This window comes from Motiliproteus sp. SC1-56 (assembly GCF_017309075.1).
Lineage (GTDB): Bacteria > Pseudomonadota > Gammaproteobacteria > Pseudomonadales > Balneatricaceae > Motiliproteus.
The window spans coordinates 51,428-66,361 of the sequence record NZ_JAEMGS010000008.1 but is presented as its reverse complement, the minus strand read 5'-3'; the positions used below and the strand labels follow the sequence as shown (position 1 = coordinate 66,361).

General features: G+C 64.0%; 18 protein-coding genes and 1 tRNA gene. 9 read left to right on the top strand and 10 right to left on the bottom strand.

Translation table 11 applies throughout. The features are described 5' to 3' along the window. Positions 1-40: 40 nt before the first annotated feature. Positions 41-427 (top strand): VOC family protein, encoded by a 387-nt coding sequence (locus JGZ97_RS10445; RefSeq protein WP_207062562.1) that lies wholly within the window; start codon positions 41-43, stop codon positions 425-427. 63 nt (positions 428-490) lie between these two features. Here JGZ97_RS10445 and JGZ97_RS10440 read toward each other — a convergent pair whose 3' ends face one another. Continuing rightward, positions 491-898 carry a GNAT family N-acetyltransferase gene (locus JGZ97_RS10440; protein ID WP_207062561.1) on the bottom strand — a complete coding sequence of 136 codons (408 nt, stop codon included), beginning with the start codon at positions 896-898 and terminating at the stop codon, positions 491-493. Positions 899-911: 13 nt separating this feature from the next. Then, positions 912-1,382: a peptide-methionine (S)-S-oxide reductase MsrA gene (gene msrA / locus JGZ97_RS10435; protein ID WP_207062560.1), complete on the bottom strand. Its 471-nt coding sequence runs from the start codon at positions 1,380-1,382 to the stop codon at positions 912-914. Between the two features lie 282 nt (positions 1,383-1,664). Here msrA and JGZ97_RS10430 point away from each other — a divergent pair, with 282 nt between their 5' ends. After that, positions 1,665-2,282 (top strand): YqgE/AlgH family protein, encoded by a 618-nt coding sequence (locus tag JGZ97_RS10430; RefSeq protein WP_207062559.1) that lies wholly within the window; start codon positions 1,665-1,667, stop codon positions 2,280-2,282. 24 nt (positions 2,283-2,306) lie between these two features. Here JGZ97_RS10430 and JGZ97_RS10425 read toward each other — a convergent pair whose 3' ends face one another. Beyond that, the gene (locus tag JGZ97_RS10425; RefSeq protein WP_207062558.1) at positions 2,307-3,200 is read right to left on the bottom strand and encodes a DMT family transporter; all 894 of its coding nucleotides are present in this window, start codon (positions 3,198-3,200) and stop codon (positions 2,307-2,309) included. Between the two features lie 212 nt (positions 3,201-3,412). Between JGZ97_RS10425 and JGZ97_RS10420 the strand changes: the two genes are divergently transcribed. Next, positions 3,413-4,069 (top strand): isoprenylcysteine carboxylmethyltransferase family protein, encoded by a 657-nt coding sequence (locus tag JGZ97_RS10420; RefSeq protein WP_207062557.1) that lies wholly within the window; start codon positions 3,413-3,415, stop codon positions 4,067-4,069. Positions 4,070-4,082: 13 nt separating this feature from the next. Here the strand turns inward: JGZ97_RS10420 and cmoB are convergent, their stop codons facing one another. The 3 genes from cmoB to JGZ97_RS10405 all read right to left on the bottom strand — a co-directional run bounded on the left by cmoB (position 4,083) and on the right by JGZ97_RS10405 (position 6,770). Next, positions 4,083-5,060 (bottom strand): tRNA 5-methoxyuridine(34)/uridine 5-oxyacetic acid(34) synthase CmoB, encoded by a 978-nt coding sequence (cmoB, locus tag JGZ97_RS10415; protein WP_370584037.1) that lies wholly within the window; start codon positions 5,058-5,060, stop codon positions 4,083-4,085. Next, positions 5,057-5,794: a carboxy-S-adenosyl-L-methionine synthase CmoA gene (cmoA, locus tag JGZ97_RS10410; RefSeq protein ID WP_207062556.1), complete on the bottom strand. Its 738-nt coding sequence runs from the start codon at positions 5,792-5,794 to the stop codon at positions 5,057-5,059. Before cmoA ends, cmoB begins: the two co-directional genes overlap by 4 nt. An 88-nt stretch (positions 5,795-5,882) precedes the next feature. After that, positions 5,883-6,770 carry a LysR family transcriptional regulator gene (locus tag JGZ97_RS10405; protein WP_207062555.1) on the bottom strand — a complete coding sequence of 296 codons (888 nt, stop codon included), beginning with the start codon at positions 6,768-6,770 and terminating at the stop codon, positions 5,883-5,885. A 102-nt stretch (positions 6,771-6,872) separates the two neighbouring features. On the opposite strand from JGZ97_RS10405, the gene JGZ97_RS10400 reads away from it, so the two are divergent. Then, positions 6,873-7,472: an FMN-dependent NADH-azoreductase gene (locus JGZ97_RS10400; protein ID WP_207062554.1), complete on the top strand. Its 600-nt coding sequence runs from the start codon at positions 6,873-6,875 to the stop codon at positions 7,470-7,472. A gap of 53 nt (positions 7,473-7,525) precedes the next feature. On the opposite strand, the gene JGZ97_RS10395 is transcribed toward JGZ97_RS10400, so the two are convergent. Next, positions 7,526-8,911, bottom strand: coding sequence for a bifunctional 2-polyprenyl-6-hydroxyphenol methylase/3-demethylubiquinol 3-O-methyltransferase UbiG (locus tag JGZ97_RS10395; RefSeq protein ID WP_207062553.1), 1,386 nt, complete (start codon positions 8,909-8,911; stop codon positions 7,526-7,528). Between the two features lie 280 nt (positions 8,912-9,191). On the opposite strand from JGZ97_RS10395, the gene JGZ97_RS10390 reads away from it, so the two are divergent. Continuing rightward, entirely contained in the window at positions 9,192-9,929 is a 738-nt protein-coding gene (locus JGZ97_RS10390; protein ID WP_207062552.1) for a hypothetical protein, read from the top strand. 20 nt (positions 9,930-9,949) lie between these two features. Here the strand turns inward: JGZ97_RS10390 and JGZ97_RS10385 are convergent, their stop codons facing one another. From JGZ97_RS10385 to JGZ97_RS10375, 3 genes are all read right to left on the bottom strand, one after another. Then, positions 9,950-10,723 carry a methyltransferase domain-containing protein gene (locus JGZ97_RS10385; RefSeq protein WP_207062551.1) on the bottom strand — a complete coding sequence of 258 codons (774 nt, stop codon included), beginning with the start codon at positions 10,721-10,723 and terminating at the stop codon, positions 9,950-9,952. A 6-nt stretch (positions 10,724-10,729) separates the two neighbouring features. Continuing rightward, positions 10,730-11,131 (bottom strand): PilZ domain-containing protein, encoded by a 402-nt coding sequence (locus JGZ97_RS10380; RefSeq protein WP_207062550.1) that lies wholly within the window; start codon positions 11,129-11,131, stop codon positions 10,730-10,732. 196 nt (positions 11,132-11,327) lie between these two features. Further along, positions 11,328-11,401 (bottom strand) — tRNA-Gly (locus tag JGZ97_RS10375). A 205-nt stretch (positions 11,402-11,606) separates the two neighbouring features. Here JGZ97_RS10375 and JGZ97_RS10370 point away from each other — a divergent pair. The 4 genes from JGZ97_RS10370 to rsuA all read left to right on the top strand — a co-directional run bounded on the left by JGZ97_RS10370 (position 11,607) and on the right by rsuA (position 14,929). Further along, the gene (locus JGZ97_RS10370) at positions 11,607-11,867 is read left to right on the top strand and encodes a hypothetical protein (protein WP_207062549.1); all 261 of its coding nucleotides are present in this window, start codon (positions 11,607-11,609) and stop codon (positions 11,865-11,867) included. Between the two features lie 158 nt (positions 11,868-12,025). Further along, positions 12,026-13,327 (top strand): Glu/Leu/Phe/Val dehydrogenase, encoded by a 1,302-nt coding sequence (locus tag JGZ97_RS10365; protein ID WP_207062548.1) that lies wholly within the window; start codon positions 12,026-12,028, stop codon positions 13,325-13,327. Between the two features lie 73 nt (positions 13,328-13,400). Continuing rightward, complete coding sequence (locus JGZ97_RS10360) at positions 13,401-14,195, top strand: hypothetical protein (RefSeq protein ID WP_207062547.1); 795 nt, start codon at positions 13,401-13,403, stop codon at positions 14,193-14,195. After that, positions 14,195-14,929, top strand: a complete 735-nt coding sequence (gene rsuA / locus JGZ97_RS10355; protein ID WP_207062546.1) for a 16S rRNA pseudouridine(516) synthase RsuA — start codon at positions 14,195-14,197, stop codon at positions 14,927-14,929. The genes JGZ97_RS10360 and rsuA overlap by 1 nt, the downstream gene beginning before the upstream one ends. Positions 14,930-14,934 lie beyond the last annotated feature (5 nt).

The following is a 14,934-nucleotide window of genomic DNA, read 5'->3' as shown; positions in this document are numbered from 1 at the left end:
ATCAGAACTAGGCTTGGGGTAAACGGGCCGAGGACGAATGATGATCAAAATCAGAGGGCTGGACCACCTTGTACTGCGCGTCGTGGATATGGAGCGCAGTTTGGCCTTTTACTGCGATCTGCTGGGGTGCGCCATCGAACGGCGGGTGCCCGATGTGGGGCTGATTCAGCTGCGGGCCGGCCGCTCGCTGATCGACCTGGTGCCGCGCCGGTCCGACGGGCCGCCCCACGGGGGTGACCTGGACCATTTTTGCCTGCGCCTGGAGACGTTTGATGCCCAGGCGCTTACGCAGCTGCTGACCCAGGCCGGCGTTCCGGTGGAGGCGGTGGAGAGCCGCTACGGCGCCGAGGGTTTCGGCCCTTCGCTCTATATAAAGGACCCGGACGGGATTCGGGTGGAGCTCAAGGGTGGCCCGCCGGAAACATAGAGGCCCCGAAGGGGCCTGTTGCCGTGTCTGCGGGCCGAGGTCTCCTGTCCCCGCGTCATCGGGTTAAGGAATCAGCATCGGCACCAGCTCGGGCGTCTTCACGTGGTAGCGGCGCAGCCGCTGCGCCAGCCCCGGCGGCAGCGCCTCAACCGTGAGCGGGCGAAAGCCTCCCGCCTGGTAAAACCGCTGCGCTTCGGGATAGGCGAAGCAATAACAGGCGCGCCCGTCCAGGTGCGCCGGCAGGGCGGCCAGCAGCCGGCTGCCCAACCCCTGGCCGCGGCAGGCCGGCGCCACCCAGAACCCCCGCAACCACCAGCCGTTGTCCAGCGGCGACAGGCGCAGGGCCGCGCGAATCGCTCCGTCCTCGCGTAACGCCAGGGACCGCTCATCGGCCCCGGGGCGTCCCCGGTAGCCGGCCCCGCGGTAGAAGCGTTGCAGGGCTGGGTAGTCCTCCCGGGTCAGGCGTTGCACGTTTGCCTCCACGTTAAAGTTGGCAGCTGCTCATGCCCCGTTTGGCCAGGTACTTTTGGTGGTACTCCTCGGCGCGGTAAAACGCGCCGGCGGGAACGATTTCGGTCACCACCGGGGCGGCCCAGGTGCCCTGTTGAACCAGACGTTGGAGTACGTCCTCGGCACGCGCGCGCTGCTCCTCGCTGTGATAGAAAACCACCGAGCGGTATTGACTGCCCACATCGGGACCCTGGCGGTTGGGGGTCGTGGGGTCGTGGCTGCGCCAGAACAGCTCCAGCAGATCGTCGTAGGCCACCCGTTGCGGGTCGTAGCTCAGGTGAACCACCTCGGCGTGGCCGGTGGTATCGGTGCACACGGCGCTGTAATCCGGGTTGTCGGTGTGGCCCCCCATGTAGCCCACGGCGGTTTCCAACACCCCGTCTACCTGGCTAAAGCGGGCTTCGACGCCCCAGAAACAGCCGGCCCCGAAGGTTGCTTGCTGCATAATGTTCTCCCGTTGCTGATTTCGCCTGTCTGGTGAAAAAGTTGGAACGGCCGAGCCCGCGCCAGTTCCCGCATTGGGGCCAATTGGCCAAAAAGACCGCGCCCGATTTGCGAAAAGCCCCTAACTATGGTCTATAGTGAATATCCCCACCTTGAGCATACTGGTAGCTCCTTGAGCCCTTCGGCACGCCGCAGGGCTCTTTTCTTATTACCTTCTGTTTGCCCGTCCCGTCGTTTCCCGGGGGAGCGCTATCCTTTAGATAGGCCTTCGGCGAGCGGACTTATGATCTCAGCCATTCGAACCCTGTTGTTACTGCTGCCGCTCATGGCAACGGCGGCCAGCGGTCCCCTTGACCCCGGCGCCCGGGAGCGTGAAGAGGTTGAACAACTGGCGCCGGGGCGGCTGCTCGTCGCGATGCCCCAGTTGCGTGACCCCAACTTCCAGGAGACGGTGATCCTGCTGGTCGATTACGGTCGCCGCGGGGCCATGGGGGTGGTGCTCAACCGGCCCAGCACTCTGACCCTCAACGACGCCCTGGGCGGCCACGAACTGCCGCGGGGGCAGAAACTGTTTTTCGGCGGTCCGGTGCAGTCCCACCGGCGCCTAGTCCTGGCGGCCAGCGCTCAGCCCCTTAAGAACAGTCTGCCCCTACTGCCTGGCCTGTACCTGCTCCATGACGCCGACGAGGTGGCGCGCTGGTTGCAGGCGCCGGCAGCGGGCATCCGCTTCCGGGTCTTCTCCGGCTACGCGGGCTGGGGACCGCAGCAGCTGGAGCACGAAATCTATTTTGGCGACTGGCGGGTGCTGCCGGCCTCGTTACCCCTTGTGCTCGATAGTCTTCCCGAGGAGCTGTGGCTGCGGCTGATTCGCTACGACAATCCGCGCATGGCGCTGCGCTGAACAGGCCGCCTCGGCATTGCGGTATCAGGGCCGCGCCGGGCGCAGCCGGTGGCGCAGTCGATCCCCCCAGTGGTAGAGCCCCAGCCCCAGGCAGATCATCACGCCCCCTTGCAGCAGCCGCGGCGTGATGGCCTCGTCGTTCAGCAGGTTGCCGAGCAGCAGGGCGATCGCCGGGGTGATCAGGGTCACCAGCGCCACCGTGCCGGGGCTGAGTCGCTTAAGTACGTAGAAGTAGCAGACAAAGCCCAGCAGGGAGCCGAACAGGGCCAGGTAGAGGATGGCCCAGAGTGAGCGTCCGCTGGCAGCCAGGTCCGGCCACTGCCCCTCGAGCAGCCACCAGGTCAGCAGGTAGCAGGGCAGTGATCCCCAGAGCGCGCCAACGGTCTGCGCCAGGGGATGGATCTGGCTCCCGGTGCCCTTGACCAGCACCGCACTGGCGCTGAACAGGGTCACCGCCAGCAGCATCAGGGCGATGCCGCCGTAGGCGCCGGGGTCCAGCAACAGGTTGTCGCTCATGATCCGGGCCAGCCCGATCACCGCCAGCAGCAGGGCCAGCCAGCGCACCGGTGTGAAGCCCCGTTCATTGAGCCAGAGTCGGCCCAGCAGCCCCGAGACAATGGGCGCCAGTCCGAAAATCAGTGAAATGAGGCCGGAGGGGACGTGGCGGGAGGCCACGTAGGTGGTGGCCATCGCCCCGTAAATACCGAGGATCGCCCAGCCGTAGCCGCGCAGCGCCTGGCGATCCAGCGGCAGCGGGATCCGCCAGGCCCAGAGCAGCACTTGTCCTACCATGGCCGCCAGGGCCATGCGCAGCAGTGCCGCCATGATCGGAGAGACCGCTTCGCTGCTCCAGACGATCGCTAACGGGGTGGTGGACCAGACCAGAACGACGATCAGGTAGGCCGCGGGAACTGGCATGGCATCTCCTTGTAATGCAGGTCCGGGCCGGAAACGGGGGCGTTATGCCGGGGCGGGCAGCGGTCAATAGGCCGAGTATTTTGGTGTGGGATTCTCGCCGCTGTCAAATATCATTTACAGTTTGAACGGGGTGGCGGGGAGGGGTCACCGGCCCTTCTCACGCGTGATATATTCGCAAGGGTTAATGTTTGTGGCTAGGAGCGCTTAATCCGATGAATGTCACCACTCATTTAGGTGTGCTTGCTGTGATGCTGGGCGCCTATTTTTCCCTCCACTCCTGGCTGGCGTCCCTGGCCTGCAAGCGCTGGGTGGGGCGACGCTGGCCCGGGCTGTTGCCGGCCTACCGGCTGCTCTACAACGGGCTGTCGGTGGTGCTGCTGATCCCCATCCTCGTCATTCTGTGGCGGTTCGACGGCCCGTCGCTCTGGCAGTGGCCGCAGCCCCTGGACTGGGTGATGAACGGGCTGGCGCTGGCCTCCCTGGGGGCTTTTGCCACGACCCTGGGCGCGTACGACCAGGGTGTCTTTTCCGGACTTGCCCAGTGGCGGCGCGGCCAGCGGGCGGTCGAAGACGACGAGCGCCTGCGGCTCTCTTTCTGGCACCGTTTTGTCCGCCACCCCTGGTACTTCTTTGTGCTGGTGATCCTGTGGACCCGGGAGCCCAATGCGGCCCAACTGCTCTTTTACGCGCTGGTGACGCTCTACCTGGTGGTGGGTTCGCGGCTGGAGGAGCGCAAGCTGGTGCTGGCTTACGGCGAGGCTTACTCGAACTATCGCCAGCGGGTCCCGGGGTTGCTGCCACTGCCGGGGCGTTCGATCAGCGCCGCCGAGGCCCGGGACCTGGAGCAGGCCGCGAGACGGCCAGGGTGAGCCTCAGGCGGGCCTAGAAGGGCTTACGGGCGATAAGGATGGCCCGGGTCGGCGCCGGCAGCCCTTCGACTGTCAGTGACGGGTCATTCGGATCGAGAAACTGGGGCAGGGAGTGAAACTGCATCCAGTCAGTGCTGCGCTGTTCCTCGGTGCTGGTCCGGTTGACGTCCACGCAGCGCACCGCTTCCAGTCCCAGCCGTTGCAGCCACCCCGCCAGAGCCTCACAGCTGGGCAGGAACCAGACGTTGCGCATCTGCGCGTAGCGTCCCGGGGGAACCAGCACCCGGTCGGCCCCCCCATCGACTACCAGGGTTTCCAGTACCAGCTCACCGCCGGGGCGCAGCTGGCTCTGCAGCTCCTGGATATGTTCCAGGGGGTTTTTGCGGTGGTAGAGGACCCCCATGGAGAACACCGTGTCGAACACCGGCATGGGCCGGGGCATCTCCTCCATGGCCAAGGGCAGTAGCTCCACCGGCACCTCGCCGACGAGGCGCTTGATGGCCTGGAACTGGATCAGGAACTTCCAGGAGGGATCGATGCCGATCACCCTTCTGGCGCCGGCGGCGTACATGCGCCAGCAGTGGTAGCCGTTGCCGCACCCCACGTCCAGCACGGTGCGCCCCTCAAGGGGCGAGAGGTGGGGCAGCAGGCGGTCCCACTTGAAGTCCGAGCGCCACTCGGTGTCGATCTCCACCCCAAACAGGGAGTAGGGGCCTTTGCGCCAGGGCATCAGCTTGCGCAGGGCCGCCTCCAGCTGGTCGTGCTCCTCAGTCGTGCACGCCTCGGCCGTGCCCACCTGCAGGGCGGGGCGGTCGAGGTCTAGGGTGGTGGCCTGCAGGGGGGGAATCGATTCCAGCGCCGCCAGCCACTGGGGCAGGTCGCCGTGGTTGACGTCGTCCAGCTTCTGCCGCACGCGGCTCTGCAGCTGTTCCACGCGGGGCGCCAGGGGCGTCTCCCGCAACGCTTGGAAAAACGGAGAGAAGTCGATCACTTGAAGGCCACCATGGAGGCGAAGTTGAAACACTGGAACCAGGGCAGCACCTGGGAGAAACCGGCGGCGTGCAGGCGCTCGGCGTGGCGCTCCTGGCTGTCGGGGCGCATCACCTTCTCAAGGGCGCTGCGTTTCTGGCTGATCTCCAGGTCGCTATAGCCGTTGGCCCGCTTGAAGTCGTGGTGCCAGTCGATGAGCTGAGCGTCGGACTGGGCTTCGCCCAGGGCGATCTTTTCTGACAGCAGCAGCACACCGCCGGGGCGCAGGCCTTTTTGAATGCGGTTCAGCAGCGTCTGGCGCCGTTCGGGCTCGATAAACTGCAGGGTGAAGTTCATCACCACCACCGAGGCGTTTTCGATGACGAGGTCCTGAATATCACCGCAGACCAGGTCGATGCGGCGCTCTTCCCGCGCCAGCGCCAGATGCTCGCGGCAGCGGGTCATCATCGCCTGGGAGTTGTCCACTGCGACCAGCTCGACACCGGGCGCGTGGATCTGCTGGTGCATGGAGAGGGTGGCGGCGCCCAGGGAGCAGCCCAGGTCGTAGCAGCGACTGCCGGGCTGGACGTAACGGGCCGCCAGTATCCCGAGGCTGCGGATTACCGTGCTGTAGCCGGGTACCGAGCGGTTGATCATGTCGCTAAAGACGCCCACCACCTGTTCGTCAAAACGGAAGTCGACAATCTGCTCCAGCGGCGAGGCGTAGAGGGTGTCTTGGGGGCGTGAGTGACTCATGGGGTTCTGCCTGTCGGCGCGGGGCATGCACGTACTGAAGAAAACAGCGGATTATACGGTGTCTGCCCGCTCTCCACCAACCGCTGTCTCAATCCAGGTTAAGGTCTCTTAGCTGCATCAGCAGTTCGCGGCCGCAGGGGCCGAGCCGGTCCGGACGCGGCACCACTAGGTGCAACGCGACCCGCCTTTCGCGCCCCGAATTCAATGGAATGGTGCGCAGCGAGCCGTTCTCCAGGGCGGGCTGGGCCAGGTGCGCCGGCAGCCAGCAGAAACCCAGTCCCGCCTGCAGCAGTTCAAGGGCCGCATCAAAACTGTCCAGGGTCCAGCGCTGCTCGGCTTTCAGCCAGCCCTGGTGCTCCTGGGGTTGGCGGCCGCTGTCACGGATCACCAGCTGCAGCTCCGCCGCCAGCTCCTGGGGGCGCCGCTCCCCGGGCCGGTTGAGCGGGTGCTCGGGATGCGCCACCGGGAGCAGCCGTACCGACCCGAGACCCTCTCCCAGAAACCCCTTCGGCGGTGTGCCGCAGATGGCCAGGTCGACGCGGCCGTCAACAATCGCCTCGGAGGTGCCGGTCAGCACCGTCTCCTGGATCCGCACGCGGGTGCCGCGGCTGTCGGGATAGAACGCCTCCAGGGCGCGAAATAGGCAGGGGCGGGGAAACAGGGATTCCACCGCCAGGCTCAGCTCCGGCTCCCAGCCCATTTGCAGGTTTTCAGCCAGGGTTTCCAGTTGCAGGGCTTCGTCCGTCAGCTGCCGGGAGCGGCGCAGCATCACTTCGCCGGCGGGGGTCAGGCGGGTGCGTCGCCCCTGGACCTGCACGAGGCTGACTCCCAGCTGCTGCTGCAGTTTATGTACCGCATGGTTAAGGGAAGAGGGGCTCCGGTGCAGAGCTTCCGCCGCCTGGGCGTAGCCGCCGTGATCCACCACGGCTTGAAGGATGCGCCACTGTTCCAGGGTGACCCGGTGCTTGGTTGTCATTTTTAATTCAATTTTTTAGGAAGAAATGCCCGATATTTTGCGATTTTTATTCGCAAAAATAAATTTAAAAATGCACTTCCGTTACTCAAGAGGAGGTGCTCCATGCCCACGCTACTGGTTATCAATTCAAGTCCGGTCACCGACAACTCCGTTACCCGTCCCCTGGTGCAGCAGTTTGTGGAGGGCTGGAAAGCGCGCAACCCCGAAGGCCGGGTGATCCACCGCGACATCGGTCGCAACCCGCCCCCCTTGCTGGATGAAGTGACCATCGGGGCCTTCTATACCGCCCCCGAGGCGCGTAATGCGGGGCAGCAACGGGCGGTGGCTTTGTCTGATGAGCTGGTGGACGAGCTTGTCGCGGCGGATGCCCTGGTGATCGGCGCGCCCATGCACAACTTCACCGTGACCGGCGCCCTCAAAAGCTACCTGGACCAGGTGGCGCGGGTCGGACGCACTTTCAAATACACCGACCAGGGGCCGGAGGGGCTGCTGGCCGACAAGCCGGTATACCTGATTACCAGCAGCGGCGGCGATTACCGGCCGGGTGCCCCGGCGGCGGCCCTGAACCACCGCGACGAGATGTTGCGCACGGTACTGGGCTTTCTGGGGCTGACCGACCTGCACTTTGTGCATGCCGCCGGCGTGGCGGCCGGGGAGGCCGGCGTCGATGAGGCCCGCGCCGCCCTTGCGGCCCTGGCCTGAGGCCTTCAAAAACGTCGCCCGGGCTGTTCCTCGGCCGGGCGGCTCGCGGTGAGTTAAAACAGGTCCATCTGCTGGTCGTCGCGCTTGCGCTTGCCCTGGCGCCAGGCCTTGCCCCATTGGGTGGCGATATACATCACCTGGATGTGATCCCCAATCGTGCAGGAGATGTCCTCCAGGCCGATGGTACCGTGGGCCGGCTCCTCGCCGTTGATAAATACGAGAATCCCCAGCCGCTGGCGGGGAAAAAGGGCGTCGATCTGCCCGTATAGGGGATCGATGCGCTTGATGTAGAGCCCCGTCTCCAGCTCCTCCTGACCGGCGAAGGTGCTGCGCCCGTAACTGGGCGAGAGACCGGCGTCGACCAGGCGTTCGTGAACCAGCGCCTGCACCGAGTTGGCCGCGACCCGCAGGGTGGCGGGGCTGCCCTCCAGGTCGATCGCCAGTTCGGTTTCCGCCACTGTCTTTAGCTCGTCTCCGGTCACGGTCACCGCCAGCGCTTCGCAGAGCCCCACAACCGCGTCCTTGGGCGCCAGTTGGTGGGCGTAGAAATCCTGGCCGGCGGCGCTGAAGGGGTGGGATTCGGTGACGCTGCGCTTCTGGCCCCAGATTTTGATCTGCTTCTTGCGGTAGTTGAAGGTCAGTTGCCGGTCCTGCTCCAGGCCGTGGCTGTCGAGTTTGCGGACCTTGTAGATGACCGTGTGGGGCGCCTTGTTGCTGAGGGCGTCAAACTGGGGATGGCAGGGGTTGTTGCCGTGGTGAAAGTGGTAGGGAAAGGCGCAGCCCTCCTCGTAACTCAGTTTCGAGGGGTTGCGGGTACCTTGCTCCACCACCCGCTCGATCACGTAACCCACCTCGCTGAGGGTGCTGACCACGTCCCTGAAGGAGTAGATCATGGTGGCGAAATCGGTGCCTTCGCCCATCCGCGAGGAGTGGTTGAGCAGGGTGTTGTGGCGCTCGTGCTGCAGCTGGTGGGAGAAGCAGAAAATGAAGATGCCCCCGGGCTTGAGGCGCTTGAACAGGTTGTAAAACAGGTCTTTGAGCTCTTGGGTGGAGGCCAGGTATTCCAGCGAGTAGGCGGAGAGGATCAGGTCGAAGCTGACCCCGGGAAAGAAATCGGTCTGGCGCATGTCCTGCTGCTTGAAATGGATCGGCTCGATCACCTCAGCATGGCGCTGTGCCTTTTCCCGAGCCTGGGAGAGCATGTAGGCCGAGATATCGATACCGTGGCAGTTGGCCCCCTGGCGGGCGAGAGCGATCAGGTTTTCGCCCATGCCACAGCCGATGTCCAGCACGTTGGCGTTGGTCAGGTCCAGGTCGATCAGCTGCAGCTGACGCTCTCCCGGGGCTAACCAGCCGTAGTGCACCTCTTCTTCGGAGATCTCCCAGGTACGTGAGTACCCCTCGCAAAAGGCCTGTTCATCCCAGTGTTGCGTCGACATCCTCTCTCCCCGCGCCCAAGGTCCAGCGTGAAAATTCATTTAAATGCAATTGCCTGCCCCCTTCAAGCCGAAGTAACCGATAGCCGATAATAATGAAACGCTTACAAACTGAATTGATACTGGGTTATTATTGACCAGCTTGTCCGGCCCCGGTCTTTCGGTGCTGTAACTTTGACAGCGAAGGCGTGCCAGGGGGCGCGCAAAGCGGGGTTAGGGAAGATCCAAGTGCAGTTGTGCAGGGCCTCAAAACAGAGGCAGAGACACAGAACGAGGACTCTCGATGCTTCCCAAACCGCTTTACGAGCCGCTTCCCTATCTTTACCTGGCGGCGGGTGCCGGCATCCTGTTGGCATTTGACGGCGCCGCGACGCCGGTCGGGCTGATCCTGTTCTTTTTCGGCGCCTGGTTCTGGGTGATGCGCTCGGAGCGGCGGCGTAAGAATTCTCGCCGCCCCCTCAAACGCTTGCACAAACGCCACTGGAGTCCGGTGATCTACGAGCTGCAGCCTTTTTTATATCTTTTCGTCGCAATACTGATCTTTGATTACCTCAGTCACCCGGTGCGCTATGTTTTCGGCCCGCTGTTGCTGTTTTTCGGCATCGGCATCCTGATCGTGCGCACCGTCAATCGGCGGCAGGCGCCGCCGGCCCCCAAGAAGCCCCGCTTCGTCCCCGAACGCGGCGCTGTCCCTGAGCTCAGCTCTGCGCCCGAGGAGCCCCGCTCCCTCGCCGGCGCCAGGGTGCCCGTGGTAGAGGTTTCGCCGGGCGCGCCCCAGTGCAAGCGCTGCGTGGTACTCGATATCTGCCAGACGGTTCAACTGGAGGACGCCAGCATTCGGGAAGTGATGCGCCTGAGCCAGACCGTCTCCCATGAGCATGCCTATGATCTGTTTCACCAGGCGGTGGAGCGGTGCGAAGGGCGGCAGATTCGGGAGCAGGAGCTGCGCCCGGTGCTCGACAAGCTCGGCGCTTATGCTCACCTGTGCGCCACCTGGCGTGACACCGGGCGTCACGCCTGAGCGCTATTTAGGCGGCTTTCTCAGCGTGCTCTTTGTGTCGCCAGCAGGTGAATATAGCGGGCCATTTCCAGGTAGGGTGCTTGGTGCCGGTGGGCCCGCTCCAGCGCCAGGATGTCGTCGAAAGCGTAGGTCTGCTGGACCTTGCGTGGCAGATAGTCGTAGAAGCAACGAACCCCCGCCGCCTGATCGACCCTGAGTCCGAGCTCCTCCAGCCAGCGGTAGACCGCCTTCGGCTCCCTGGGGTGGGCGGGGGTCAAGCCTCCCGTGTTGCCCTCCCAGTCGCCTTGCATGACGCGGCGAAAGTTTCCCCGCAGGGCGTTACGCAGCACCAAAGAGTGACGGTTGTAGAACATCAGGGATAACGTGCCGGTCGGTGCCAGAACGGATTGCAGCGCAGCTACTAGTTCCGGGCCGTTTTCCACCCACTCCAGCACGGCATGGCACAGAACCAGGTCGAATTTATCTTCGGACTGGGTGCAGAATTCGACCAGCGGTTGCCGCACGATGTGAATTTTCCCCCCGAGTCCGGCCGCCTCGTTAGCTGCCACCGCCTGCTCCAGCATGGCTTGCGAGTGGTCGCAGAGGGTTACCCGGTGGCCCAGCTCCGCTGCCCAGCGGCTCATCTGCCCCAGGCCCCCGCCGGCATCCAGAATGCGCAAGCCGGGGGCTTTCAGTACGGACGCCAAGTCGTCTTTCAGCAGCTGCAGCCGCAGCTGTCCCTTGGGGGTGTCGTAGATATTACGGGCGAACCGGCCGGCCAGCCGATCAAAGGGAGGGAGTTGGGCTGCCGGCACCGTTGCTCAGCGCTCGGCGGCCAGTTGCGGTGCCGGGTTGAACTGCTGCATGTCCTGGTAGATGTAGCGACGGATCTGCTCGGACTGCTGGGCCGTTACGTCGATAAATCGCAGACCCAGGTTGAACTCGAACTGTGAGAGCCGGCGCACGAAGACCAGCCGGCAACGGGCGCGAAAGGGGACGGTCTCGTTCGGCAGTTGAAACCTGACATTGACTTCCACCGGGTGGACCAGCGGATCCCGCTCCTGCGGTCCGCAGACCGTCTCTTTTAAGCTCGGATCTCCGTTCACCATGAGCCCGCCGGGGGAGAGGTTGCGAATTACCGAGCGGCAGGTTTCGCCTGCTTCACTGCGCAGCTCGACGGTGATGTCAGTGTTGATACGGGGGTGACGGCGAAAATCGGTCATAACGCTTCTCCTAGCGCCCCTAGCTATAGGCGGACGCCTCCTAATTATCGGCAGGACCTTGCCAAGGTACAACAAAAGGCGAGAGAGAATTGATCTGAATCAGAGTACTTTAGCGTCTATTGATCTTCGCGGGGGAAATTTGAAGTGATTTAAGGGTGCAAACAGCAGGCGGGTGGGAAAATCAGGATTTGAGATGTGGAGCGGGTGATGGGAATCGAACCCACGTTAGAAGCTTGGGAAGCTCCTGTTCTACCATTGAACTACACCCGCTGTGTAATGCGCTGTTATTCATGCGGTTCTGGCCGTTGCGGCCGCCCGGTAAGCGCAGGGGCCTCATATTAGCCTGTCGTCGGGGGGATTGGAAGAGCGGTGTTGCGTCTCGCCGGGCCCCAGGAGGAGGCTGCATTTTGTGCCATAATGAGGGGTCTTGAAGTGACTTTCTTTAGGGGCACTGCAAAATTTAGGGACACTGCCAATGTGTACGCAAGAGTACTTGGCGAAATTGGAGAGGGATTTTTCCTACCTCTGCTGGCGGGCAGAGGTGCACCGCTTCTCGGTTGCCGAGATTGAGCGCGGGGTCGAGGATTTCCGATCCCGCGCCTACTCACGTTGCTCGCTGGAAGCCGGCCGCTGTGAACACATTGAGGGCTTCCTTAATGGCCGCCGGCTCGTTATCGACCAGTTGCGCCTGATGGCTACCAATAACCCGCCCAGTGGGCTTGACCGCTCGACCTGACGCTCGCCCGGGGCCTGCGCACGACACCCTCTGAGCTACTCTGCCTTCTTGTTCCGCAATCTTAGTTGTTATCGCGTTCTTCGGCCCGTTAGAGCACCTGTTGCGACAGCGTCTACAGTTGCAGTTAGAGTGCCTGACAATGTGTGAAAGGAGGCGTTATGGACGAGGGCCATACGGGCGTCTATGAGGATGCGCTCTGCCGGGTGCGGGAGATCGGGGAGAGCGCCGGCATCGAGGCTGAGGTGATTGAGTCCCTGCTCCGTCCCCGCCAGGTGCTGACCTGTTCGCTGCCGGTGCGCATGGATGACGGCTCCGTCAATTACTTCACCGGCTATCGCTGCCAATACAACGATGTGCTGGGGCCTACCAAGGGTGGCATCCGCTTTCATCCGGATGTGACCGACGAGGAGGTCAAGGCCCTGGCGCTCTGGATGACGCTCAAGTGTGCGCTGGTGGGGCTGCCATTTGGGGGCGCCAAGGGCGGGGTGGTGGTGCAGCCCAAGGCGCTCTCGCCCATGGAGCTTGAGCGGTTGTCCCGCGCGTACGTGCGGGCCATGGCGGATTTTATCGGTCCCCAGGTGGATATCCCGGCGCCGGACGTGTACACCAACGCCCGCATCATGGGCTGGATGATGGATGAGTACGAGGCGATCCGCCGCGTTCGCAGTCCAGGGGTCATCACCGGCAAGCCGGTCCGTCTCGGCGGCAGCCTGGGGCGGGAGGAGGCCACTGGCCGCGGGGCCTATATCTGTATCCGCGAACTGGCTAAGCGCAAGGGGTGGCAGCCCGATCAGATTCGGGTGGCGGTCCAGGGCTTTGGTAATGCCGCCTACCACGTGGCCCGGTTGTTGGCACGGGACGGGTATAAGGTGGTGGCCATCAGTGACTCAAAAGGGGGGATTTACTCCGAGCAGGGGTTTGATATCGAGAGCCTGTGGCAGGAGAAGCAGAAGTCCCGGCAGGTGCGGGCCGTCTATTGTGAACAGTCGGTCTGCCAGCTGGTTGAGCACAAGGAGATCTCCAACGAGGAACTGCTGGCCCTGGACGTGGACCTGCTGATTCCGGCGGCCCTGGAGGGCGTTATCCACAGCGGTAACGTCGAATCGGTACGCGCTTCCACCCTGGTGGAGGTGGCCAACGGTCCGGTGGAGGCTGAGGCCGAGCACTGGCTCGACGAGCAGGGCATCACCGTGGTGCCGGATGTGCTGGCCAACGCCGGGGGGGTGACGGTGAGTTACTTCGAGTGGGTCCAGAACCGAACCGGCTACCCCTGGAGCCTGGAGCAGGTGCGCGAGCGTCTGGAGACTCAAATGGGCGAGGCGTTTGACCGGGTCTGGCACCTGAGTCAGACAGAAGCGCGGACGCTGCGCGGCGCCGCCTATTCCGTGGCCCTGCGACGCATCGGTGAAGCGGTGACCGCCCATGGCACCCGGGAGTACTTTGGCGGCCAGGACGGCTAGCTCTTTCCGACGTCTTAACCCCGCCGGTTGCGGCTGCTATGATGCCGCTCCTTGAAGTGTCAGGAGAGCGCCGGTGGAAAGCCTGCTCATATGGAAACTGGTCGTGTCGGTGGGCGCCGTGTTGGGGTTGGCTCTGGTGGCCGAACATGTCAGCGCCCGGGTCGCGGGTGTTCTCTCCGGCTACCCGTTGGGGAGCGCCATTGCCCTTGGGTTTATCGGTATCGAGCAGGGCGCCGCTTTTGCCGCCACCGCCGCCCGCCACACGCTACTCGGATTCAGCGCCAGTCTGGTGCTGGTCTACTGCTACTACCTGGGCTCCCGTTCCTGGGAGCGGGGGCACCTGCTGCTGGGAGCCTGCTCGGCGATTGCCGGCTTCGCCGCGGCGGCCTTTATCCTGCGCCCGTTGAACCTGGGGCTTGCCGGGGGCGTCGTGATGACGCTGCTGATGATCCTGCTGTTCTACCGGCTGTTTCGCGCCATTCCCAACCTGCGCATCGAGCAGCGGGTTCAGCTGAGTTACGGTGTCCTGCTGTTGCGGGCGTTGATGGCGGCGGCCACCGTCATCCTGATTACCGCGTTGGCCCACTTGATCGGGCCGGCCTGGTCCGGTCTTCTCTCGGCCTTTCCCATTACGCTGTTTCCCTTTCTGCTGGTGCTTCATTACAGCTACGGGCGAGGCCCGGTTTACACGGTTATCAAGAATTACCCCCTGGGGCTGGGCGCCCTGATGTGCTACGTGGTGACCGTGACCCAGAGTTATCCTGCCCTGGGCGTGGGCTGGGGCACCGCGGTCGCCTTCGCCGTCGCCACCCTTTACCTGCTGGGGCTGGGGGTGTGGATGGGGCGCCGCCAGAGGCAGGTCGCCTGATGGCTGCCAAATCTGGCCACAAGGCCTCCCAACGGCTGGATCGGTTTGTCAGCCAGGGGACCTCTCTCAGCCGTTCCCAGGCCCGCAAGGCGATTGTGGGCGGACGCGTGACGGTGGATGGCGAGCGGGTGCGTGACGCCGCTTTTGCGGTCACCCCCAACGCGAAGGTGGCCTTGGAGGGTGAAGTGCTGTGCCTGCGTAAGCCCCTTTACCTGATGCTTAACAAGCCGGCGGGGGTCGTCAGCGCCACCCGCGATGGGGAGCACATGACGGTGCTGGATCTGCTGCCGCCGGCGCTGCGCGAGGGCCTGCACCCGGCTGGCCGGTTGGACCGGGATACCACCGGACTGGTGCTGTTAAGCGACGATGGTGACTGGACCCACCGGGTCACCGCGCCGCGGCGCCAGTGCACCAAGCGCTACCGGGTGACGCTTGCCGAACCCCTGGTGGCCGATGCCGAGGCGCGCTTTGCGGCCGGCCTGCTGCTGCGCAACGACCCCAAGCCAACCCGTCCGGCGACGCTGGAGCGGGTTGATAACCGCCACGCCCTGGTCAGTATCAGCGAGGGGCGTTACCACCAGGTCAAGCGCATGTTTGCCGCGCTCGGCAACCGGGTGGTGGCCCTGCACCGTGACCGGATCGGGACGCTGAGCCTAGATCCCGCCCTGAAACCCGGCGAATACCGTCCCCTGACTGAACAAGAGGTGAACAGTTTTGGCTCAAACCGCGGATAGATGCG